Annotated in this window: 18 protein-coding genes; 12 read left to right on the top strand and 6 right to left on the bottom strand. The window is 34.9% G+C overall.

Annotation, left to right across the window (positions count from 1 at the left end; all coding sequences use genetic code 11):
• Positions 1-15: 15 nt before the first annotated feature.
• Positions 16-1,518, bottom strand: a complete 1,503-nt coding sequence (locus ACH0CI_RS11095) for a spore germination protein (RefSeq protein ID WP_335708449.1) — start codon at positions 1,516-1,518, stop codon at positions 16-18.
• Between the two features lie 396 nt (positions 1,519-1,914).
• Positions 1,915-2,808 (bottom strand): AraC family transcriptional regulator, encoded by an 894-nt coding sequence (locus ACH0CI_RS11090; RefSeq protein WP_406901427.1) that lies wholly within the window; start codon positions 2,806-2,808, stop codon positions 1,915-1,917.
• A gap of 192 nt (positions 2,809-3,000) precedes the next feature.
• Here ACH0CI_RS11090 and ACH0CI_RS11085 point away from each other — a divergent pair, with 192 nt between their 5' ends.
• The 4 genes from ACH0CI_RS11085 to ACH0CI_RS11070 all read left to right on the top strand — a co-directional run bounded on the left by ACH0CI_RS11085 (position 3,001) and on the right by ACH0CI_RS11070 (position 5,285).
• A complete protein-coding gene (locus ACH0CI_RS11085) occupies positions 3,001-3,588 on the top strand; it encodes an NDxxF motif lipoprotein (protein ID WP_049163922.1) in 588 nt (195 codons plus the stop codon).
• Positions 3,589-3,751: 163 nt separating this feature from the next.
• A complete protein-coding gene (locus ACH0CI_RS11080; protein ID WP_406901426.1) occupies positions 3,752-4,240 on the top strand; it encodes a hypothetical protein in 489 nt (162 codons plus the stop codon).
• Positions 4,241-4,408: 168 nt separating this feature from the next.
• Entirely contained in the window at positions 4,409-4,591 is a 183-nt protein-coding gene (locus tag ACH0CI_RS11075; protein WP_014460704.1) for a hypothetical protein, read from the top strand.
• 295 nt (positions 4,592-4,886) lie between these two features.
• Positions 4,887-5,285, top strand: a complete 399-nt coding sequence (locus ACH0CI_RS11070) for a hypothetical protein (protein ID WP_335708138.1) — start codon at positions 4,887-4,889, stop codon at positions 5,283-5,285.
• Positions 5,286-5,541: 256 nt separating this feature from the next.
• Here the strand turns inward: ACH0CI_RS11070 and ACH0CI_RS11065 are convergent, their stop codons facing one another.
• Complete coding sequence (locus ACH0CI_RS11065) at positions 5,542-7,056, bottom strand: arylsulfotransferase family protein (RefSeq protein ID WP_335708137.1); 1,515 nt, start codon at positions 7,054-7,056, stop codon at positions 5,542-5,544.
• Between the two features lie 299 nt (positions 7,057-7,355).
• Complete coding sequence (gene cax, locus ACH0CI_RS11060) at positions 7,356-8,399, bottom strand: calcium/proton exchanger (RefSeq protein ID WP_154991489.1); 1,044 nt, start codon at positions 8,397-8,399, stop codon at positions 7,356-7,358.
• A 442-nt stretch (positions 8,400-8,841) separates the two neighbouring features.
• Between cax and ACH0CI_RS11055 the strand changes: the two genes are divergently transcribed.
• Positions 8,842-10,338, top strand: coding sequence for a class I adenylate-forming enzyme family protein (locus ACH0CI_RS11055; RefSeq protein ID WP_335708136.1), 1,497 nt, complete (start codon positions 8,842-8,844; stop codon positions 10,336-10,338).
• Between the two features lie 73 nt (positions 10,339-10,411).
• On the opposite strand, the gene ACH0CI_RS11050 is transcribed toward ACH0CI_RS11055, so the two are convergent.
• Entirely contained in the window at positions 10,412-10,633 is a 222-nt protein-coding gene (locus tag ACH0CI_RS11050; RefSeq protein ID WP_335708135.1) for a hypothetical protein, read from the bottom strand.
• Positions 10,634-11,145: 512 nt separating this feature from the next.
• Between ACH0CI_RS11050 and ACH0CI_RS11045 the strand changes: the two genes are divergently transcribed.
• Both ACH0CI_RS11045 and ACH0CI_RS11040 read left to right on the top strand, forming a co-directional pair.
• Complete coding sequence (locus ACH0CI_RS11045) at positions 11,146-11,283, top strand: hypothetical protein (protein WP_406901425.1); 138 nt, start codon at positions 11,146-11,148, stop codon at positions 11,281-11,283.
• Between the two features lie 53 nt (positions 11,284-11,336).
• Positions 11,337-11,531 carry a hypothetical protein gene (locus ACH0CI_RS11040; protein ID WP_335707992.1) on the top strand — a complete coding sequence of 65 codons (195 nt, stop codon included), beginning with the start codon at positions 11,337-11,339 and terminating at the stop codon, positions 11,529-11,531.
• A gap of 417 nt (positions 11,532-11,948) precedes the next feature.
• On the opposite strand, the gene ACH0CI_RS11035 is transcribed toward ACH0CI_RS11040, so the two are convergent.
• On the bottom strand, positions 11,949-14,171 hold the full coding sequence (locus ACH0CI_RS11035) for an MMPL family transporter (protein WP_406901424.1): 2,223 nt from the start codon (positions 14,169-14,171) through the stop codon (positions 11,949-11,951).
• Between the two features lie 136 nt (positions 14,172-14,307).
• Between ACH0CI_RS11035 and ACH0CI_RS11030 the strand changes: the two genes are divergently transcribed.
• The 5 genes from ACH0CI_RS11030 to ACH0CI_RS11010 all read left to right on the top strand — a co-directional run bounded on the left by ACH0CI_RS11030 (position 14,308) and on the right by ACH0CI_RS11010 (position 17,669).
• Positions 14,308-14,928: a TetR/AcrR family transcriptional regulator gene (locus tag ACH0CI_RS11030; RefSeq protein WP_406901423.1), complete on the top strand. Its 621-nt coding sequence runs from the start codon at positions 14,308-14,310 to the stop codon at positions 14,926-14,928.
• 383 nt (positions 14,929-15,311) lie between these two features.
• Positions 15,312-16,085, top strand: coding sequence for a TerC family protein (locus ACH0CI_RS11025; protein WP_335708404.1), 774 nt, complete (start codon positions 15,312-15,314; stop codon positions 16,083-16,085).
• A 492-nt stretch (positions 16,086-16,577) separates the two neighbouring features.
• The gene (locus ACH0CI_RS11020; protein ID WP_016766364.1) at positions 16,578-16,775 is read left to right on the top strand and encodes a hypothetical protein; all 198 of its coding nucleotides are present in this window, start codon (positions 16,578-16,580) and stop codon (positions 16,773-16,775) included.
• 17 nt (positions 16,776-16,792) lie between these two features.
• Entirely contained in the window at positions 16,793-17,083 is a 291-nt protein-coding gene (locus tag ACH0CI_RS11015; protein WP_406901422.1) for a spore coat protein, read from the top strand.
• A 259-nt stretch (positions 17,084-17,342) separates the two neighbouring features.
• Positions 17,343-17,669: a YflT domain-containing protein gene (locus ACH0CI_RS11010; protein ID WP_034264999.1), complete on the top strand. Its 327-nt coding sequence runs from the start codon at positions 17,343-17,345 to the stop codon at positions 17,667-17,669.
• Positions 17,670-18,298: the final 629 nt, after the last annotated feature.

Raw genomic sequence — 18,298 nt, 5'->3', positions numbered from 1 at the left:
ATTTTTATACGACGTCTATTTATTTTGATGTTTTTTCAACAGAGATGGTAAAGAGAATCGAACTAACGTATCCTTTTGCTTTTTAAAATCAAAGGGAGCAAAAGGTGAAAAGTAGGGGATACCGAAAGATCTCAGACTACTTATATGAAGCCATATACATAAGGTCATAAGCAAAATTCCATATAAGCCAATAAATGCTGAAATTAGAATCAAGATAAACCGAAAACCACGGGCCGCATTGACAATGCTAGTAGATGGCAGTGTGAAATTGCTGATGGCGGAAATAGCAACAATGATCACAACAGCCGCCGATACAAAACCTGCTTCTACAGCTGCTTGTCCTAAAATGAGCGCTCCTACAATGGAGACTGCTGGTCCGATTGCTCTGGGCATTCGGATTCCAGCTTCTCGCAACATCTCAAAGGCTAGTTCCATCACTACCATTTCTACAATTGCTGGAAAAGGAACTCGTTCTCTTTGCGCCATTAAACTGACCATTAATGTGTTTGGAATAAGTCCCTGATGATGTGTAATCAATGCTAAATAGATAGCAGATGCATACATAGACAGAAAAAAAGAACCAAATCTCAAGATCCTTAAAAAGGACGCAATATAATGATTTTGATAATAATCTTCGGGAGACTGAAAAAATTGAGAAAAAATAGCGGGCGCAATTAATACAAAAGGTGTTCCTTGTACAATAATAGCAATTCGGCCCTCTAATAAATTTCCTACAACGGCATCAGGTCGTTCTGTATTTAATAGAAGTGGAAAAATAGTGGTCCTATCATCCCGGATAAATTCCTCAATATAGTTCGACTCAAGGACTCCATCTACCTTAATCCCTTTTAAACGTTCTTTGATTTCCTCTACAATACGTTCATCTGCATTTCCTTGAATATACATGATCCCTATATCTGTGTGAGTTACGCTTCCAATTTTCATGCTGTCTAAACGTAAATTAGGATCCTGAATTCTAGCTCGTATTAAAGAAGTATTAGTCCTTAAATTCTCTGTGAAACTATCTTTAGGTCCTCTAACAACCGTTTGACTTGTTGGTTCTGTTACTGCGCGGGACTGAAGTTTTTTTGTATTGCCAATGAAGATTTTAGAACTTCCATTCAGCAGTATGACCGTATCACCAGTTAAAACTGCTGACACAAATTCATGCCAATTCTCTCTTATAGTCAATTGAGATACAGTTAATATCTGAGGTATTTGTTCTTCTATCTCTTCGACGGTTACTACTTGATTACTTTCTTTAAGCCACTCAATAAGAGGAGTCATGATATTCTCATTTATAATGTTTTCATCTGCTAATCCGTCAAGGTGAATAACGGCTGCTTTTAACGTATTTTGATACGGAGACTCAACCATTCGAAACGACACATCAGAACTATTTCCTAATTCGTTCAATAGTCTCTCTATATTTTTATTTACATCATCATATAAGGGAGTTGCTGAACAAGCTGCTGTCTTTTCTTTGTTAGGGCTTTTCGGAAGATATCTTTGTCGCACGTTTTACCACCTTTTATATGAGTGAATATTTGTTATACAACGAGTAACGTTATCATTCCTATAAAATGTAAAAAATATGTACGTAAGGAAAATATATAAAATAAAATGCTAGTATTACTTTATATCCAGTGACAGATCAGAAGATATTGTTTTAAGAATTAAGTAATTGGAGAGAAAAGCACATCGTATTTCTCTGTATATCTGATGTTTTTATTGCCGATATCGTACATTATGATAACTAAAAATGAAGTGAATATTCAAATTGGTTGATTCTAAAATTCCCAATGCAAAAGAATAAAAAGCCCTCTCTTAAATATAAGTGCTTAGAGATTGGGCTTTTGTATAGGAATATGTTCAGCATTATAAGTGAATTTCTACTTGGAATGCTTTTCTCTTTTATGCCTTAACAGTCTGTTTTTTTACAGGAATGTAGATGTCAATCTCTTTATTTTCTGAGCCATAACATCTTTTGTCGTACAGTTCAAATTCCATTGATCCGTAGTGCTCATAACCCGATTCAGGGAACCATTCTGTAAAAACATAATTCCACGTGGACTGAATGGAAGAAGTAAAAGATTCTTCATTTGATTTTGGTGTAGTAAATACGGCATATTCTAGTTCAGGGAAGCTTCTGTAAACTGTTCCTTCAGGTGCTGGAGTGTCTTTCTCAACTTCCATACCAATTACATAAACAAACTCACCCGTTTCAGGATTAAAGTCAGTGCAAATACCAAGCTCCACGTTTTTGTTTAAGGGATGGGGTATTCTAGAGCCTAATCCATTTTGCATGTACTGTTGCCAAAATTCAGGAATGTCTTTATTATTCTGGCTACCCTCGTTCTTTGTTTTTAGCTCATATCCAATGACATAAAAAGCAGGTTTAGTGACTAGTTTTGGTTCCATCTTATTTCCTCCTGACAAAATTGTGGTATTTAGGTAGGCTTTTCCCCGCAGCGGTCCAGATATTCTTCTTGCGTTACGGTATTGTTTCGGTGAAACATCATAAAATTTTTTGAACGCTCTGTTAAAAGACTCTTGATAGTGGAAACCAACATCAAGTGCGATATCAATGACTTTTTCATCTGTGAAAAATAAGCGTTCTGCTGCGCGCGTAAGTCTTCGTTTCCTCACATAATCCATCACTGATTCTCCAACCATGGCTTGGAAGACACGGTGATAGTGAAAAGGAGAAAAACAGGCAATTTCTGCTAACTTTTCTAAAGTGATTTGTGTCTCCAAATTCTCCTCAATGTAATCCAGCGTTCTCTGTATACAAGTTACATAATTCATTTACATTCACCTACCTTACGTTCACTATAACAGCAAACAAATCTTTGTTCTTAACATTTTTTTCTATATTCAATTAGGTAGGGGGACTTTTCCAATATACGCCTCTAGATGTATAGTCCTAGGAGGGTTTTAATGTTAAAATTTTCTATGTAAATTAATGGAACGAATACATTGTTAAAGGGAGCGTTTGAATTGAAAAAACTTTGTTTTAGCTTAATAATTATTTTTTTATTAGGCGCTTGTTCTTATCAGGAAAGTACAAAAGAAGCTAGTGGAAAAATTGTATTACCAACTTCCATATTTAGTTCATCGAAAAATAATGCCTTAATTGATGAAAAAGAAATGAAAGAAAGTATACAGACATACTTAGATACTAACGAGGATCTATCCAATACCGGTGATCAATTTGAAGAAATTATGGAGTCCGATCAAAAATTAAATAAAGCTCAAGCGAAAAAATTTGAACAGTTAAAAGACCTGGTGAAAGCAAATGATCATAACTTTTCCACCTATATTTCGCACAATACTTTACCAGAAGGATATAAAAAAGATTCAGAGAGAATTAGCCGCTATATTATGGGTTCCAATCAAATTTTGGATGAACTGGATCAAGCAATCGATGACATGGTTGAGCATATGAGTGAAGGAGATTTTTCTGAAACAGAAATTGAGTCACTTATGAATAAAAATAAAAGTGTAAATGGAAGAGAGCAGATAAAGATAGAGAGTTTCCTAGATGACAAAAATATTGATACAAAAGCTTTTGGACGAAAGAGTTAAAACATTTTAATAGATTTTCTTTGGTTAGGGGGAGTTTACTATTGGAATAGTTAAGTCTACAAACAAACTTGCATTTTCTATTATCTATTTAGTCTTCGGTACAGCTTTGGGGATAGCAACCAAATATTTAGATACTGTTGCAGGTGTTGATGGAAGTTGGCGGATGAATATCATTCCATATTTTGGATGTTTGTGTTCGAGGACAGGGATTTGGGTACTGATTGCTACCCTTATAGCTGCGTATAGTAAAACCCAAATTAGTGCGGCTCTTAATACATTCATGTTCTTTATAGGAATGCTAACAGGCTATTATATATATTCCGCTTTTTTATTTGGATTTTTTCCAACTAGTTATTTTTTACTGTGGGGAAGTATCGCACTAGCGTCTCCGTTTCTAGCAGCTATTGTATGGATGGCTAAAAATAATCTACTTCTAGCTTGGATATTACCAGCTTTGCCTATGGGGTTATTGTTAAGTCTTTCTTTAGCGGTTGGAATATTTTACATACATGTAAACTATATTGAAGAATTCATTATGTATGCTGTTTTATGCGTAGTCTTTTACAAAACTCCAAAGCAGCTAGCGGCAACAATTACTGTTTCGTTTATTATTTCGTTTATTATCAAACAAGTAAGTCCCTTTCACTTTTGATTTAGATTAAGATTTTTGTTTTTTAATGAACGTTTACTATGGGAAAAGAAGATTTCGGTAACTAACTATACATACAATTTAAAGCGTTTTTTTTTTACATATATATTCTTTAAAATACATTAATTAGGAAACTTTTAGAGGAGTAATTCGTATAAAAGGTAGGAGGTGATGGATATTAACACGGAAAAACGTCTGGATGAAATTGAAAGAAAATTAGATGATTTACATAATAAGATAAGTAATCAAGAAAATAGAGCAAAGTATAAACCTATCTTTACAGTTGTACTCATTCTATCTGCAATTCTCATATTTTTTGTGCTGATAGGTGTTGTAAGTTTTTTCACAGGTTAATTTTTTTACTAATCTCTCAGAATTATTTCTGGGAGACCTTTCATTGTTTAAACTAACGGCAATTTGTTTTGTATAGAATATGCCTGAGGATAAAAGGGGATAAAATTATAATGGAAAGTGAAAAGAAATGTTCCGCATTTAGCGCATCTTTCAAAATCTACGAACAGTTTTTAAAAAAGATCTTACATATGTTCTTTACTAGATAATATTCTACGCTCCGTTAACTAAAAATATATAGTTTAATACAATATAAGTTAGTAAAAATGACATTATGCGGTTTACATGGAGGACGAGGATGAGAAAGTTTTGTATTGCTTTATTTAGTCTTTTCTTTTTTGTTTCATTAGTTGGATGTCAAAGTAAAGCTGAGGATCCTTTAGAGTTTTCAGGTGAAACTCAAAGCTGGTCAGCTACTATTACGTTATATCCCGTTGAAAATAGTAAAGAAACAGCTCAAATTAACTTAAATTATCTAGGTAGTAAGGTAGAAAACGTAGGGGATTTTGGAATTAATTTAGACACTTCAAATAATCAAAATGGAATTGCAGTGAGAGACGCAAGGTTAAATGAAGAAGGGAATTTTAAAGAGAAAGTAAAGGTTGAGGCTAGTGAAGGTATAATGAAATCTAAACATTTGATTTTAACTGTTAAATGGAATGACCAATCAGAAGATATTGTTTTAAAAATTAAATAATTTGATAGAAAAGCTCCTCATACTCAGCTAAAATATTCCCTCAGTCCTTTATCTTTACGATTCGTTAAAATGTAATATTGTATATCTGGAATTTTATTTTGTAGTTTAGATTAATATAGTAGCAGTTTTTTGAAAAAATCCTTAGCTCACATAATTTCTATTCGATTCCTTAAAAGGTGAATGTCCCCCTCCAGCCTTCTGAATAGGGGGGCACTATACGAACATTTTTAAAAATCTAATAGAGGATTATTAATGCTCACTTTCGTCTATTTCGTCTTATTTTCACGTAAGTAGTTTGTGATGTACCAATGACGTTCCCGCATGAATCTAATGCTTTGACTTGAAAATAGGGACCACCTGCCTCAGCATGAATATCTGTTTCAAATCCAGTACGAGGGGTACTAAATACCACTACTGACAATTTAAAAGGTGTTGGTCCCGCCAGTACCTGCCAAGCAACCGTTTCGGTTGAACCATTCCATGATGCGTAAACTGTAGCTTGACCGTCGGGCAATAAGTCTACAGTTATGCTAGGCGGATAAAGTGGGAGACCTACCCACTTATTTTTAAAGGCTCGATACGAAAGATTCTGATTTGGATACTGCATATCATATAACAAATTAAATGAAGGGTTTCTCCGTGTATTGCCAGCGTTCCTAAATTCCGAAAGGTACGGTTCTTGTCCCCACCCAATGAGTTGATTTCCATTGGAAAGCTTTTGCGCATTTCCTTGACTTGGAACATATAAAGCGGGGTCATGATAATATGTTCGATCTACATTTGCAACCTTGTGTTTATAATCTAAGTGAAGAATTAAACCACGCGCTTGCCCTTGAGGTGGAGAATCAGGAGAAGCACAGCAGGCATTGTCAAACAAGCTTATCCTGTTTTCGGACCTGTAGCGCGCATCATGCTGCCAAGAAAATTTAGCGTTCGGTCCAAGCTTAAAATCACTTTGCTTTCCACCAAGTTGCCAAATTACCTTTCCCGCTTCTTTGTCAATATTATAAATAGCCCACATACTACGCATGCTCACTAAAAGTGTATTGTTTGGACCTTCTTCGACTGAATTTACGTGGTAACAATCCCATATATTATTAGAGCTTGTTGCGGATGAAGCAGGTACCATCGAATCAGCTGGATTAACATGTTTAAGTACATCCCAAAAGAAAAGAAGCTCTCCCGTCTCAATGTCTACTTCTTGAATAGAGTAATTACTAAAATACCCGTTTAAGGGCCCTCCATACTTAGATAAATCTGCAGGCACTTGTTTTACCGCCGTAAATAAAGCCGTATTCCGTTTGGTGATTGTAAACTCGTGCAAATCAGAGGTAAACCCTTTTTTAGCAAATAACTTTTTAATGACCTCATAATGCTGATTGATAACTTGAAAATAAGCACCAGGCTCAGGTTCACCTACTGGAAGGTTAGGGTTTGAAGTTTGAGTGCCTGAAATTGTCCCTTGCCACATCGTAAGAACAGGGTTCCCGCAGTATATTTGTACTCGAAAATCTGTATTTTGGATATACCTACTAGCAAGCGGTCTAAACCACACTGGATTACCCGTCTGATCCATAATTAGTGCGCCGGTCTGTCCAATCATCGCTGCTCCATATATCGTATAAGGTGCAACAAATAATAGGCCGGGAGCTGTTCCAGGCTTATTAGTATTAATGGTAACCTTCATGGGATGTAAATTAGGAGCTGAAACAAAATTCCATACTTGCGGGTTTGGATGATCAGTGGATGATTGTGAATTAAAATTATCCATTCTCACTCTCATCTCCTCTAACTTTTATTAGTAAACACTGTCTCTTGAGCTATTAATATGTCATTCGCTTCAAAATATGTACATACATTTTAGGTTTACTGGTGTCTTTTGTTTATTTGAAACGGTTATATGTAAGGTAGATAAAATAAATATAAAAAACGAGCTCTTAGCAGATAAGAGCTCGTTTTTCTTGTTCATATACGATTATATATTATCAATACAGCAATACTTTAATTGTGTTTAAAGTTGAAAACCATGCTTATGTAAGCTGAAATTTTCATCTTTTTCTTGAAAAAATTCTATAAAAGGTAAAAACTAAAGCCTATCGCAATGTAAGTACCAACAAGTAAAACACCTTCGAACCAGTTGGAATCACCATCGTTCACAACGGTCACCGTCATGAGAGCGGCAAGAATCATCGCAATCATTTCCGCTGTATTAAACACAAGAGGCAAGAAATCATACAAGTATGAGAACAGAACAAGTATAGGAGCAACAAACATGGCCGTTTGGACGGTTGAACCAATGGAGATCTCCACCATTACGTCCATTCTGTTATTATAGGCCATGGCAATTGCTGACACGTACTCTGCAGCACTTCCCACTATGGCGACAACAATAATTCCAATAAAAACGTGACTCCAGCCTAAAGCAGCACCTACTGGCTCAATGGTGCCAACAAGTTTCTCACTAATATAAGCTAGTACAATTGTCGCCAGTCCAAGCACAACGATTGCTTTCTTTTTTCCCCATTCTGGTTCCTCTCCATTTTCTTCTGCGTTTCCGGTGAAAATCCCTTTATGCGTGACAAGTTTAAAAAGAAGAGCAAGCAGGTAAATGGTCAGCATCACAATAGCAAAAGAAGTGGATAGAACCTGCATATCTTTATCATCCAAGCGTTTTGCAAAGATAAACGGCAATACAAAAGTTACGATAATAGCAAACATTAAGAGGGAAGTATTATGTCGTGTTTTAAACACACTAAATTTTTGCTTTTTAAATCGAATACCTCCAACGATCATGGATATTCCACTGGCAAAAAGAAGGTTAACAAGAACTGCTCCCGTAATTGAGGAAATGACGATTGTATTTAATCCTTTACTTAATGCAAAAAATGAAATAATAATTTCCGCAGCGTTGCCAAACGTAGCATTCAGTAATCCGCCTGCTGTTGGACCTACTACAACGCTAAGGCTTTCAGTGGAACGTCTAATGTAATTAGCCAAACTAATTAATGTCACGCAATAAATAAAAAACATGAAAATATAATTCCAATTAAACATGCTGCCAATAATTGAAAGAGGTACACCAATAATCATAAAAATAAAAAAGACTTTATTCATATTTTCCTCCATGGTCATTTATAGATCTTATAGCAAGAAGAGAAGATCTATATTGTCTTAGCGTTTTTATTAATATAACTCTTAAGACTTTTGTTATTCACATGGAGAGTGCAACTAGCAATTAACTCGATGCATAGAAAGAGAACATATGTAATAGCTGCTACAAAAGGAGACTAAAGTTTAAAAAAGAAAGAAACCTTACAAGATAAAGCGTTATGAACCCCTCAGCATAAGCTTCAAAGTATACCGAATAGTCTTTTCTGAATAACTAATATGTATCTTTTACATGCTAAAAAGATATGAATTTTTCAAACGTTTATAATTGACGTTTGCGTTAACGTCAAGTGCGGGTAATGTAGTTTATAGAGTTGAAAATAATTAGAATGAAGCACGATTTAAATATGATTCAAACTGGTAATTATCATTAAAGGAGAGAGCTATCATGTATACACTTGGAGAACTATTAGAGCAAAGAGCTAAACAATCTGCTGAAAAAGAGGCTTTAATTTGGAGTACATCTTTCCATACATTTAAAGAATATAATGAACGTGTCAATCAGCTGGCTCATTACCTGTTAAGCCATAATGTTAAAAAAGGAGATCGAATTGCAATTCTATGTCAAAATAATCATCCGTTTCCTACCATTCTGCTAGCTGCATTAAGAATTGGAGCCGTAGCGGTTCCTATTAGCTGGCAGCTGACGAAGTATGAAATTATCGATATTTTAGACAGTGCACAACCTAAAGTTATTTTCTACGACCAAAAATTTCATGAGGTTATTCCTTTTGATTCTGAACTATTAAATGACGTTATTACTTTACAAGTAGGAAGAGAAAATAGTGTGGAGACAGTTGAAGAATATAATGACATTTTTTCTACGTATTCTATACTAAATCCAAATATACAGGTCTCTCAAGATGACATTGCGATGCTTCTTTTTACTTCTGGAACAACTGGCAATGCAAAGGGCTGTATGATTGAGCATGGTCATGTGTATTCTTATATACAACCCTCGAGTCAACGAATAGACTATGAAGAAGATGGCCGATTTCTTGCCTCGCATCCTTTTTATCATATGAGTTCTATTAATAATATTTTGAAGTCTGTTTCCAACGGAATGGGGTTATTTTTGTTGTCAGATCCTACACCCGAAATCATTTGGGAAACGATTGAAACTCATAAGATCACGATGATGCTAGCGTTCCCTTCTATGTATATGCAAATGCTTGAAATAGTGAAAAATGCAGAGTCAAAGAGCTCTTCACTAAAGGTTGCTATTGCAGGAGGGGCAAAAGTTCCTGCTTATCTTATTAAGGAGTATGAAAAGTTAGGCATTAGCATGATACAAGGGTATGGAAGTACAGAAGCATGGACAGTGAGTGTATGGACACCGGATATGGGAAATGAAAAAATTGAATCGGCGGGTAAGCCTCTTTCCGGTGTAGAAGTAAAAATCATTGATCCTGAGTCAGGACAAGAAGTAAAAACAGGGGAAGTTGGAGAAATCATTATAAAAAGCCCTTATTGTTTTAAAGGCTACTGGCATAATCAAGAGGCAACTGACAAAGTGCTACGAGACGGTTGGTTCTATATGGGGGACGCTGGAAAGATAGATCAAGACGGCTTTTTATATATTATGGGACGCTATAAAGATGTTATCGTATATGGCGGCGATAATATCTACCCCGATCAGGTCGAAGAAATCATTGAGCAAATGGATACTGTTATAGAAGCTGCTGTAGTAGGAGTAGAAGATCCTGTTTATGGAGAAAAACCTAGAGCTTATGTAGTAAAGGATCCTCATTCTTCTTTAACAAAAGAAGATATTCTAAATTATTGTAGTGATCGTCTAGCAAATTACAAAGTTCCGGAAGTTTATTTTATTGATCAACTCCCTAAAAACCAGCTCGGTAAAGTATTAAAAAGAGAACTAAAATGAAGAGGGTTAAAAGCGCGGACTGAATGTAGTCCGCGCTTTTATAATGGGAGATTATATATTTACAGCAGAAATGTTAAGTGGAAAGTCCTTTTATATCAGGATAACAAATACGAAGTGCATTTTCATATTCAGATTCGTATCCTGTAAATACGAGATTTCTTACTTTATCATCGTAGTGAAATCCGAATTTCTTTAAATCATCTTTCAAAATATCTTCACTAATTTTAATGGAAGAAGCAATATCTTCATAAGAAGCACCATTATTTAGCTTTTGAACAATCTCACCTATTAACAAGTTACAACCTCCAGTAGCATACGTTTATTCACTAAAAATTTAACATAATTTAACATAAATAGCTGCTTTTATGAAAGTTTTGCGGAAAGCCATTCTAGACTATTAAAATTTGCATTGAGTGCTTCGTTTGCTAATTAGTGAATTAATTATGTTTTTTCTTTTTACGATAATCATTAAAACAATAAATGAAAAAAATACTAACAAAAAATCCAACGAAGAGACCAAGGAGACTTTCTAATTGAAAATCTTTTTTCCCAATTATTTTGCCGTAAACGATTCTGAATATAACACCAAAAAAAGAAAGAACAACAGCCGTTGTGGTAATACGTAAAAAGTTAATAAAATCACACCTTTTTACAAAGTGTATTCCCCTTTTTTAATACATTTAAAGTTAAGACTGATTATAGGAGGTTCTAAAGTGCAAGTGAGAATATCACTTAGAAAACATAATAAATAATACAAATATGGAACTTTTATGGAATTCGTTCGTAAAAGATATAGGAGGCGATAATATGGATATATCAAGTTTTAATTGGGTGGACGCAGTTTTTCAAATCTTTTGGTTAATTTTATTGGTTTCTTTAGGTTTGCTTATTTATAAAGTTGTTCAAGTTAAAAAACAAAATGAACGTTTTGGAAAGAATGAATGATCCTTTTATACATAAAAAAGTGAATGGAGTGTTCAAGCAAAAGAGGTGTTTTTTTGAGAAAATTGATAAAAAAATATTCATTTATCTGTACAGGATTCTTATTTGGTTATTTTCTTTTACTGATTTTAGGCTTAGATGTTTCTATTAGTAGTATGTTTAAAGTGTTTATACCAGTAGCAGCTGTAGGACTGTTGCTTGGAGAACTTATAAATATGGCTTTTGATCATCGTCAGACAGACATGAGCTAACATTATGATTTCGCTTTAGAATTATGAAAAATAAATAAAAGCATGAGACAAGAAAAAAGAAAGGTAGAGTATATATGGCTTGTTGCAATCATTGCAATTACAAATGGAGCGCTAAAAATGTATGGTTACTTGGGTTTTCTAAGAAAGGAAAGAAGTGTCCTAAATGCCATACCAGACAATTTATCTCCTTTAAAGGTGCTGGTCCTTTAATAGGGCTAGGTTATTTAAGTGGGATTGTTGCTATATCTCTTATTGGTTTATTTCCGTTTATCGTAAAGCTAACAAATAAAGAAGAGCACAGATGGAAATAAATTAAAAAAGCAAAGAGAATATTAATATTCTCTTTGCTTTTTTCTTGGTTTTACATTCATAGAAGCCATATAGTAAATCAATTATAAAACACCTTTGTTTTACTATTTAATTCTCTTTTTCTGATACCACTTCAGCTTTACCTGGCCAGAAAGCAAATCTTCCTAAAACCGTAGTGATCACAGGTACAAGGAATGGTCGCACAATAAATGTATCTAACAGAACACCTAAAGCCGTGATAATTCCGAACTGAACCAGAACTTGAATAGGCAGTGTTGCTAGAACCGCGAATGTAGCAGCTAAAATAATTCCAGCTGATGTGATCACACCGCTTGTTTCACTTACGCCTTCTTTAATCGCTTGTTTTAACGGCATGTATTTCTTTTTCTGCCAGATGCTTGAGATCATAAAAATATTATAATCCTCACCAAGCGCCACTAAGAATACAAATGCGTATAAAGGAATCGCTCCCTGGATAGCATCTGCTCCCATGATATTGTGGATGATGAGCCAGCCTAAGCCTAAAGCTGCACTGTAAGAGAGGATAACAGTTCCCACTAAATAAAGCATAGCTACAATAGAACGCAAGTAAGCCACTAGCAGCAGCGATATAAAAATAATAATTAACGGGACAATAATACTGTTGTCTTTATCACTAACAGTCATCGTGTCATATTGCGTCGCTGTTTGACCGCCAATCCATACTTTGGATTTTACTGAGGAAACTCCGGACTGTGACAGTGCCTTTTCGGCTGCATCTTTCAAGTCTGGAATAGCTTCCATAGCTGGTATACTATATGGATTTACATTAAACGTGACGTCATATACCTTTAAATCCTTATTACTTTTACCGCTTTGAGGTGCAGAAACGGTACTAATAAGATCGTTTTTCTTTAACTCTTTTTCTAGATCTACCGATTTTCCTTCTGTATCAATTACTACTTGTGCTGGTGCTAGTTCACCAGGAGAGTAAGCATCAGAGATAATCGTAAATCCTTCACGAGAAGGCATATCTTCAGGGAAAGAAGACAATAAATCATACGTGTACTTGATTTGACTAGAGTATATGGATAAAGCTCCAAAAAAGACTAGACAAGCTACAATGATTGTCCATGGTTTAGTCGTAACCACATTACCAATCCAATTCCCGAAACGGTTTTTCTCTTTTCGGTCACGCACCGGTTTTCCTTTCTTTTTCGCCAATTCTTCTTCCATTTCAGGAGTACGAGGAATAAAAGGATAAAAAGAACCTCTTCCCATAACCGAAAGCAGTGCCGGAATAAGAGTCAAGCTTGCTAATCCCATAACCAGAATAGATAAGCTAAACGGGATTGCAAAACGATGGTAAGCCCCGTACTTTGCCACGATTAAAGCTAAAAGAGAGATGACAACCGTAAAGCCACTCATCGCTATAGCACCTGAAGCACCTTTAAAGGCGTTGATAAGTGCTTGTCTCTTATCTTTTACTTTGCGAAGCTCATCGCGATAATGAGAAATTAAAAATAAACAATAGTCTGTTCCGGCTCCAAATAATAAAACGGTCATAATGGATATGGACTGTGAATCGACCGTAATCCATCCTTTATCTGCTAAAATACCGAGAGTTGGACTCAGAACCCCATAGGCAAAACCTACACCAATTAAAGGAATAATCGCTAAAATTGGGGAACGATAAATGACAAGAAGTAAAATTAAGACTAATAAAACTGTCGCAATTAGTAACGAAACGTCTGCTCCTTCAAATAAGCTCGTTGCATCTACTTGAATTCCTACAGGACCGGTAACGCGTGTGCTTAATTTATCTTTTTCATCTATATCCGTCGCAAAAGAATCGTATGAAACGTTTTCTTTTACTTGTTTTTTTATCGTATTTAGATTTTTTTCTAGTACATCCGTCTCAGCGTTTTCTTTAAAGAAAATAGGCTGTACAAGCGTGGTACCATCTTTTGATATCATTTTTTGTAAAGCTGCTAACGGTAATTTATGCAAAGGCGGTGTAGACGTTTGTGCTTCTAATGGTTTTTTTTCTAAAGCTGCCGCCATTTGCTGAATAGATTTTAGATCATCGTTTTTCAAACCTGATTCTTTGTGCCATGTAAGTAAGGCAGGAACCCCTGATGAGTTAGGGAATTCTTTCTTTATGAGATTTTCAGCTTCTACGGAAGGTGAATTCTCACTTAAGTTGGGTGCATTGTTCACTTCCGTTTTATTCACGGCAGGCCAAGCAATTGTTAGAACTGCAGTGGCCAGAATCCATACGGCAATAACAACCCAACGACTCACTTTTCCAGTCATCAATCGACTGAATGTTGCTAAAGGTGATTCTTTCATTAATTCTCCCTCATTTCCAAATCTGTTTGTTTCTATTACAATATATATAGAACCTTCAATAATTATATATACCGGAAGGTTAATTAATCAACTAGTTTAAATGTGGCAATTTCTTGAACTAGAAGGAGGCCCTCTTATGAATACGGATAAGACACCAAAAAAAAAGCCTGGCAGACCCAAAATAACAACTGAAAATAATATAACAAGAGAGCAAATTTTAAAGACTGCTGCCCATTTATTTATGGCATATGGATATGAAAGAGTCTCAATGGAGCAAGTAGCTGAGGCTAGCGATGTGACTAAGGCTAGTGTTTACTACTACTTTAAAAATAAGGCCACTTTATTTACCGTTTCGGTATCAAGCATGTTCCAACGTATTACAAAACAGACAGAGAAATTATTACAAAATTCCAAAGGGCTGAAACATAGATTATACGAGGTAACATTGGATCACTTAAAAAGACCGCATATTGATTTTGAAACATTATTGCAAGAAGCGACTTCTTCGCTTACAGAAGATCATATTCATGAAATTCGTGAAGCAGAGAAAGCCATACATCAGGCATTGGAGAACGTATTCAAACAAGCTGCAAACAACGGTGAAATTGTCGTAACAAGTCCTCGCTTGCTTGCGCATACATTTTCTATGGTCACAATGATTCGGAATAAAAAAGAATTAATAACTGAATTAGGAGGACCTGAAAAAACGGCTCAGGCTCTAGTAGATCTTTTTTGGGTAGGGATTAGTCCTGATTGACCTGTTTTATTGCATGGTGCAAAGAAGAAATAAAGAACGGCTAAAAAATATTCATCAATATTTTTTAGCCGTTCTTTTCATTGGTCGCAAGCACTTTGTGAAAAAAAGCCTGAAATAATAGCCATTACCTATTAACCATCCAACTTATAGAGATGTTGGCCCGAAGTTTTCATTAATCATGTAAAAAAGCGAAGTTATATGATAAAAAACGTAAAAATTTAATAATTTGGTTTTTATTTGTATTTAAAGCAGTATTTTATAGAAGGTTAGTGTTAAAATAATGAAAATCCTATCTTTTAGGGTTGCCTTTAGCATATATGGTTATTCTATTGTAAACAAAACCTTTAGCATAGCAGCTTACATTTTGGAAAGGGGAGAAGCGGATGGAATCTATTTGGCTCGAATACGTATGGGCATTATTGATTCTAATTGGATTAGAAGGATTATTATCAGCTGACAACGCTCTTGTACTGGCAGTTATAGCCAAGCATTTACCCGAGGATCAGAAAAAAAGAGCGATTAATTACGGAATTCTTATGGCATTCATTTTTCGATTTGCAGCTCTTTTTGCTATTTCATTTATTGCCAACGTCTGGTGGATACAAGCGGTAGGAGCAGTTTATCTTCTTTATTTGGGTTTGAAGCATATTATTCAGGCGCGGTTTGGGAAACATAATGAGAATATTCATGATGATGATGAGAAGGAGTCTGCTGGAAAGGGGTTCTGGCCAACAGTGGGGAAAATTGCGTTAGCTGACCTTGCTTTTGCCATAGATTCTATTTTAGCTGCAGTGGCCATAGCTCTTGGGCTTCCGGATTCACAGTTTGGAGAAATCGGTGGGATGGATGGAGGACAGTTTGCAGTTGTAGTTCTTGGAGGAGTTGCAGGTCTTATCTTAATCAAGTTTGCAGCAACCTGGTTTGTAAAACTTCTCGAAAAGCGACCTGCCTTAGAAACGACAGCATATGCAATTGTTGCCTGGGTCGGTGTGAAACTTGCGGTTATTACTTTTGCGCATAAAGATATCGGGGTCTTAGATTCTCATTTCCCTCATAGCACCGCTTGGACCTTGATTTTCTATGGGGTATTAGTTGGTATCGCGCTATTAGGTTGGTTTGCACCGGGCAATAAGTCATCAGAAAAGCCATCGGTTTAAAAAATAATCAATTGCCATACGTAACCCTAAATTAGACTTCTATTAGAGATTATCATTTTTTATTGTTCTATAAACAATACCCATCCTAAATTATCAACCATCCTTACTTTTTTCATCCAAGCGGAGCCTCATTTTTAATATTTAAAAGCATGTTTAGATTCTATAGAAAGAGTGAGGTTTGTTGATTCATGCCTAACTATCAAGTACGTTAATTCAAGCAGGGGTAACGTACTTTTTAATTGAAGCTATTGTGTAGACGAACCTGGTTATCTTGTTTGTTATTTTTGTTCCTTAAAGAAGACCAAATCATTAACGATTTGGTCTTCTTTCTTTTAGTAGAGAGAATGGTTTAGAGGAGTAAATTCGTTTGTGCTAATTATAATATCTCTATTTTCATTTCTGAAGTTTTAAAAAATAACGAATACTTGTTTAAATGGAAATGATTTGGGAATATAATTCACAAGTCAAAAAAATGAAAAGGAGGATGCAAACATGGCAAAGGGACTAGCTATGCACGAAACGTTAGAAGTTCACGAAATCTTAACGCTTAAAACATCATGTGTAACAAAAGGAACAGCGATGTTGGAATTGGTAGAGGATGAGGAATTAAAAAAGATTCTTGAAGAAGATGTTCAAACATCTACTGAAGCGATTAAAGAATTGAAAAAAATCTTAAAGAAAGCTCAATAAATAGGAGGGGTAGAAAAATGACCACTAAAAGTACTCTTACTAAAACGTTAGATGATCTTGCTATTGCGACTGATTTATTATTATCAGCTAAGAGTGGTGTACGAACATATGCTGTAGCGCTTACGGAAACAGCGACACCCGAAGTTCGAAAGGTATTAAAAAAGCAATTAGATGAAACCATCGAGCTTCATGAAAAGATTGCTCAATATATGATTGATAATAAAATGTATCATGCCTATGATATAGAAGAACAAGTAAATCACGATTTAGAAAAGGCAGATAAAGCTTTAGGTGTAGCGAAAGGTTAACTAAAATTCCCCCTCTGACAATAGAGGGGGAATTTTTTCAAGGTTACATAAAAAGTACTCTTTCGATATTTCTACAAAGGAAAAGAAGTCTATATTTTATTCTCTTATAAATAGATAATTCAACTCATTTTATACAATATTTGGATAATATTTTATAGTCTTTTATCCTATATCCGAATAAATTGGTTTTAATTGGATGATGTAGGATACACCTATTAGTAGAACGACATATTCTATGGGGATAGAGGAGGAGAAAATAGTGAAGGAAATTAAAGTAGCAGAAAATAGTGGTCAGGCAAATAAGTTTATTGAAGAGTTCTTTGCCAACGGGTTTAGTAAAAGTGAAATTTATTTATTAACCTATAATAAAGAGCGCTCGGAATATTTAACAAATACAACAAATACAAAAGAATATCGAGCTTCTGAACAAGGAGTTTTTGAATCTGCAGTTAACAAGTTATTTTCTCGTGAAGATGAACTTCATTCTAAAATGGCCTCGTTAGGTTTAACCCAAGAAGAAGCTAAACAATGTGTCGGTGAAATGAAACAAGAACGTATAATCATTATTGCAAAAAAAGGTGTGTAATGGTTTTTCCTTGCAATAACGTTCGAAGAAACTCAGTGATCGAGAAGTATTAGTAAATCTTACTAGCATGCTGCTTTATATATAATATTGTTCTTCTGTACAAATGTTTTATGAATCGGAAAGATACTGAACTGAAAGTATTTTACTAGAGTCGTTTACTAATCTCATAATGGAGGTGAAAGGATAATGATTCAATTTCTTGGTATCCACATAGGGACGTTATACTTTCCTACAAGTATCCTTCTAATTACTTTATTAGTTTTATTAGGTTTTATTATCTATTTTCTTAGTAGAAAAAAAAGAAATAGAGATCAAACGATTCATTCAAATAAGAATAGAGGAAAAGGGAAAAGAGGAAAAGACAAAGCTCTGTAAATAATCTAAAAGAAGAATTCATCTATTTCGTCATCAAAAAGAATTGCAGTATAAAGTGAAAATAAATTATCCTAATCCTACAGTTCCTGATACAGCCTTACATTATGATTTAACTTGTGAGAAAGTATGATTTAAATAAATGCAGAGAAGGCCCTTGAATTCATTTCCAGGGGCCATTTTTATTTTTAGTATGTTTTTTTAAGATCTTAAACAAGCAATTGAACCCTTGATAAATATGAAATAGTAGTCTAACC

Source organism: Priestia sp. 179-F W1.4 NHS, assembly GCF_045369295.1.
In the GTDB taxonomy this organism is placed as follows: Bacteria; Bacillota; Bacilli; order Bacillales; family Bacillaceae_H; genus Priestia; species Priestia zanthoxyli.
The sequence above is the reverse complement of the archived record's forward strand: the minus strand, read 5'-3'. Positions and strand labels throughout refer to the sequence as shown.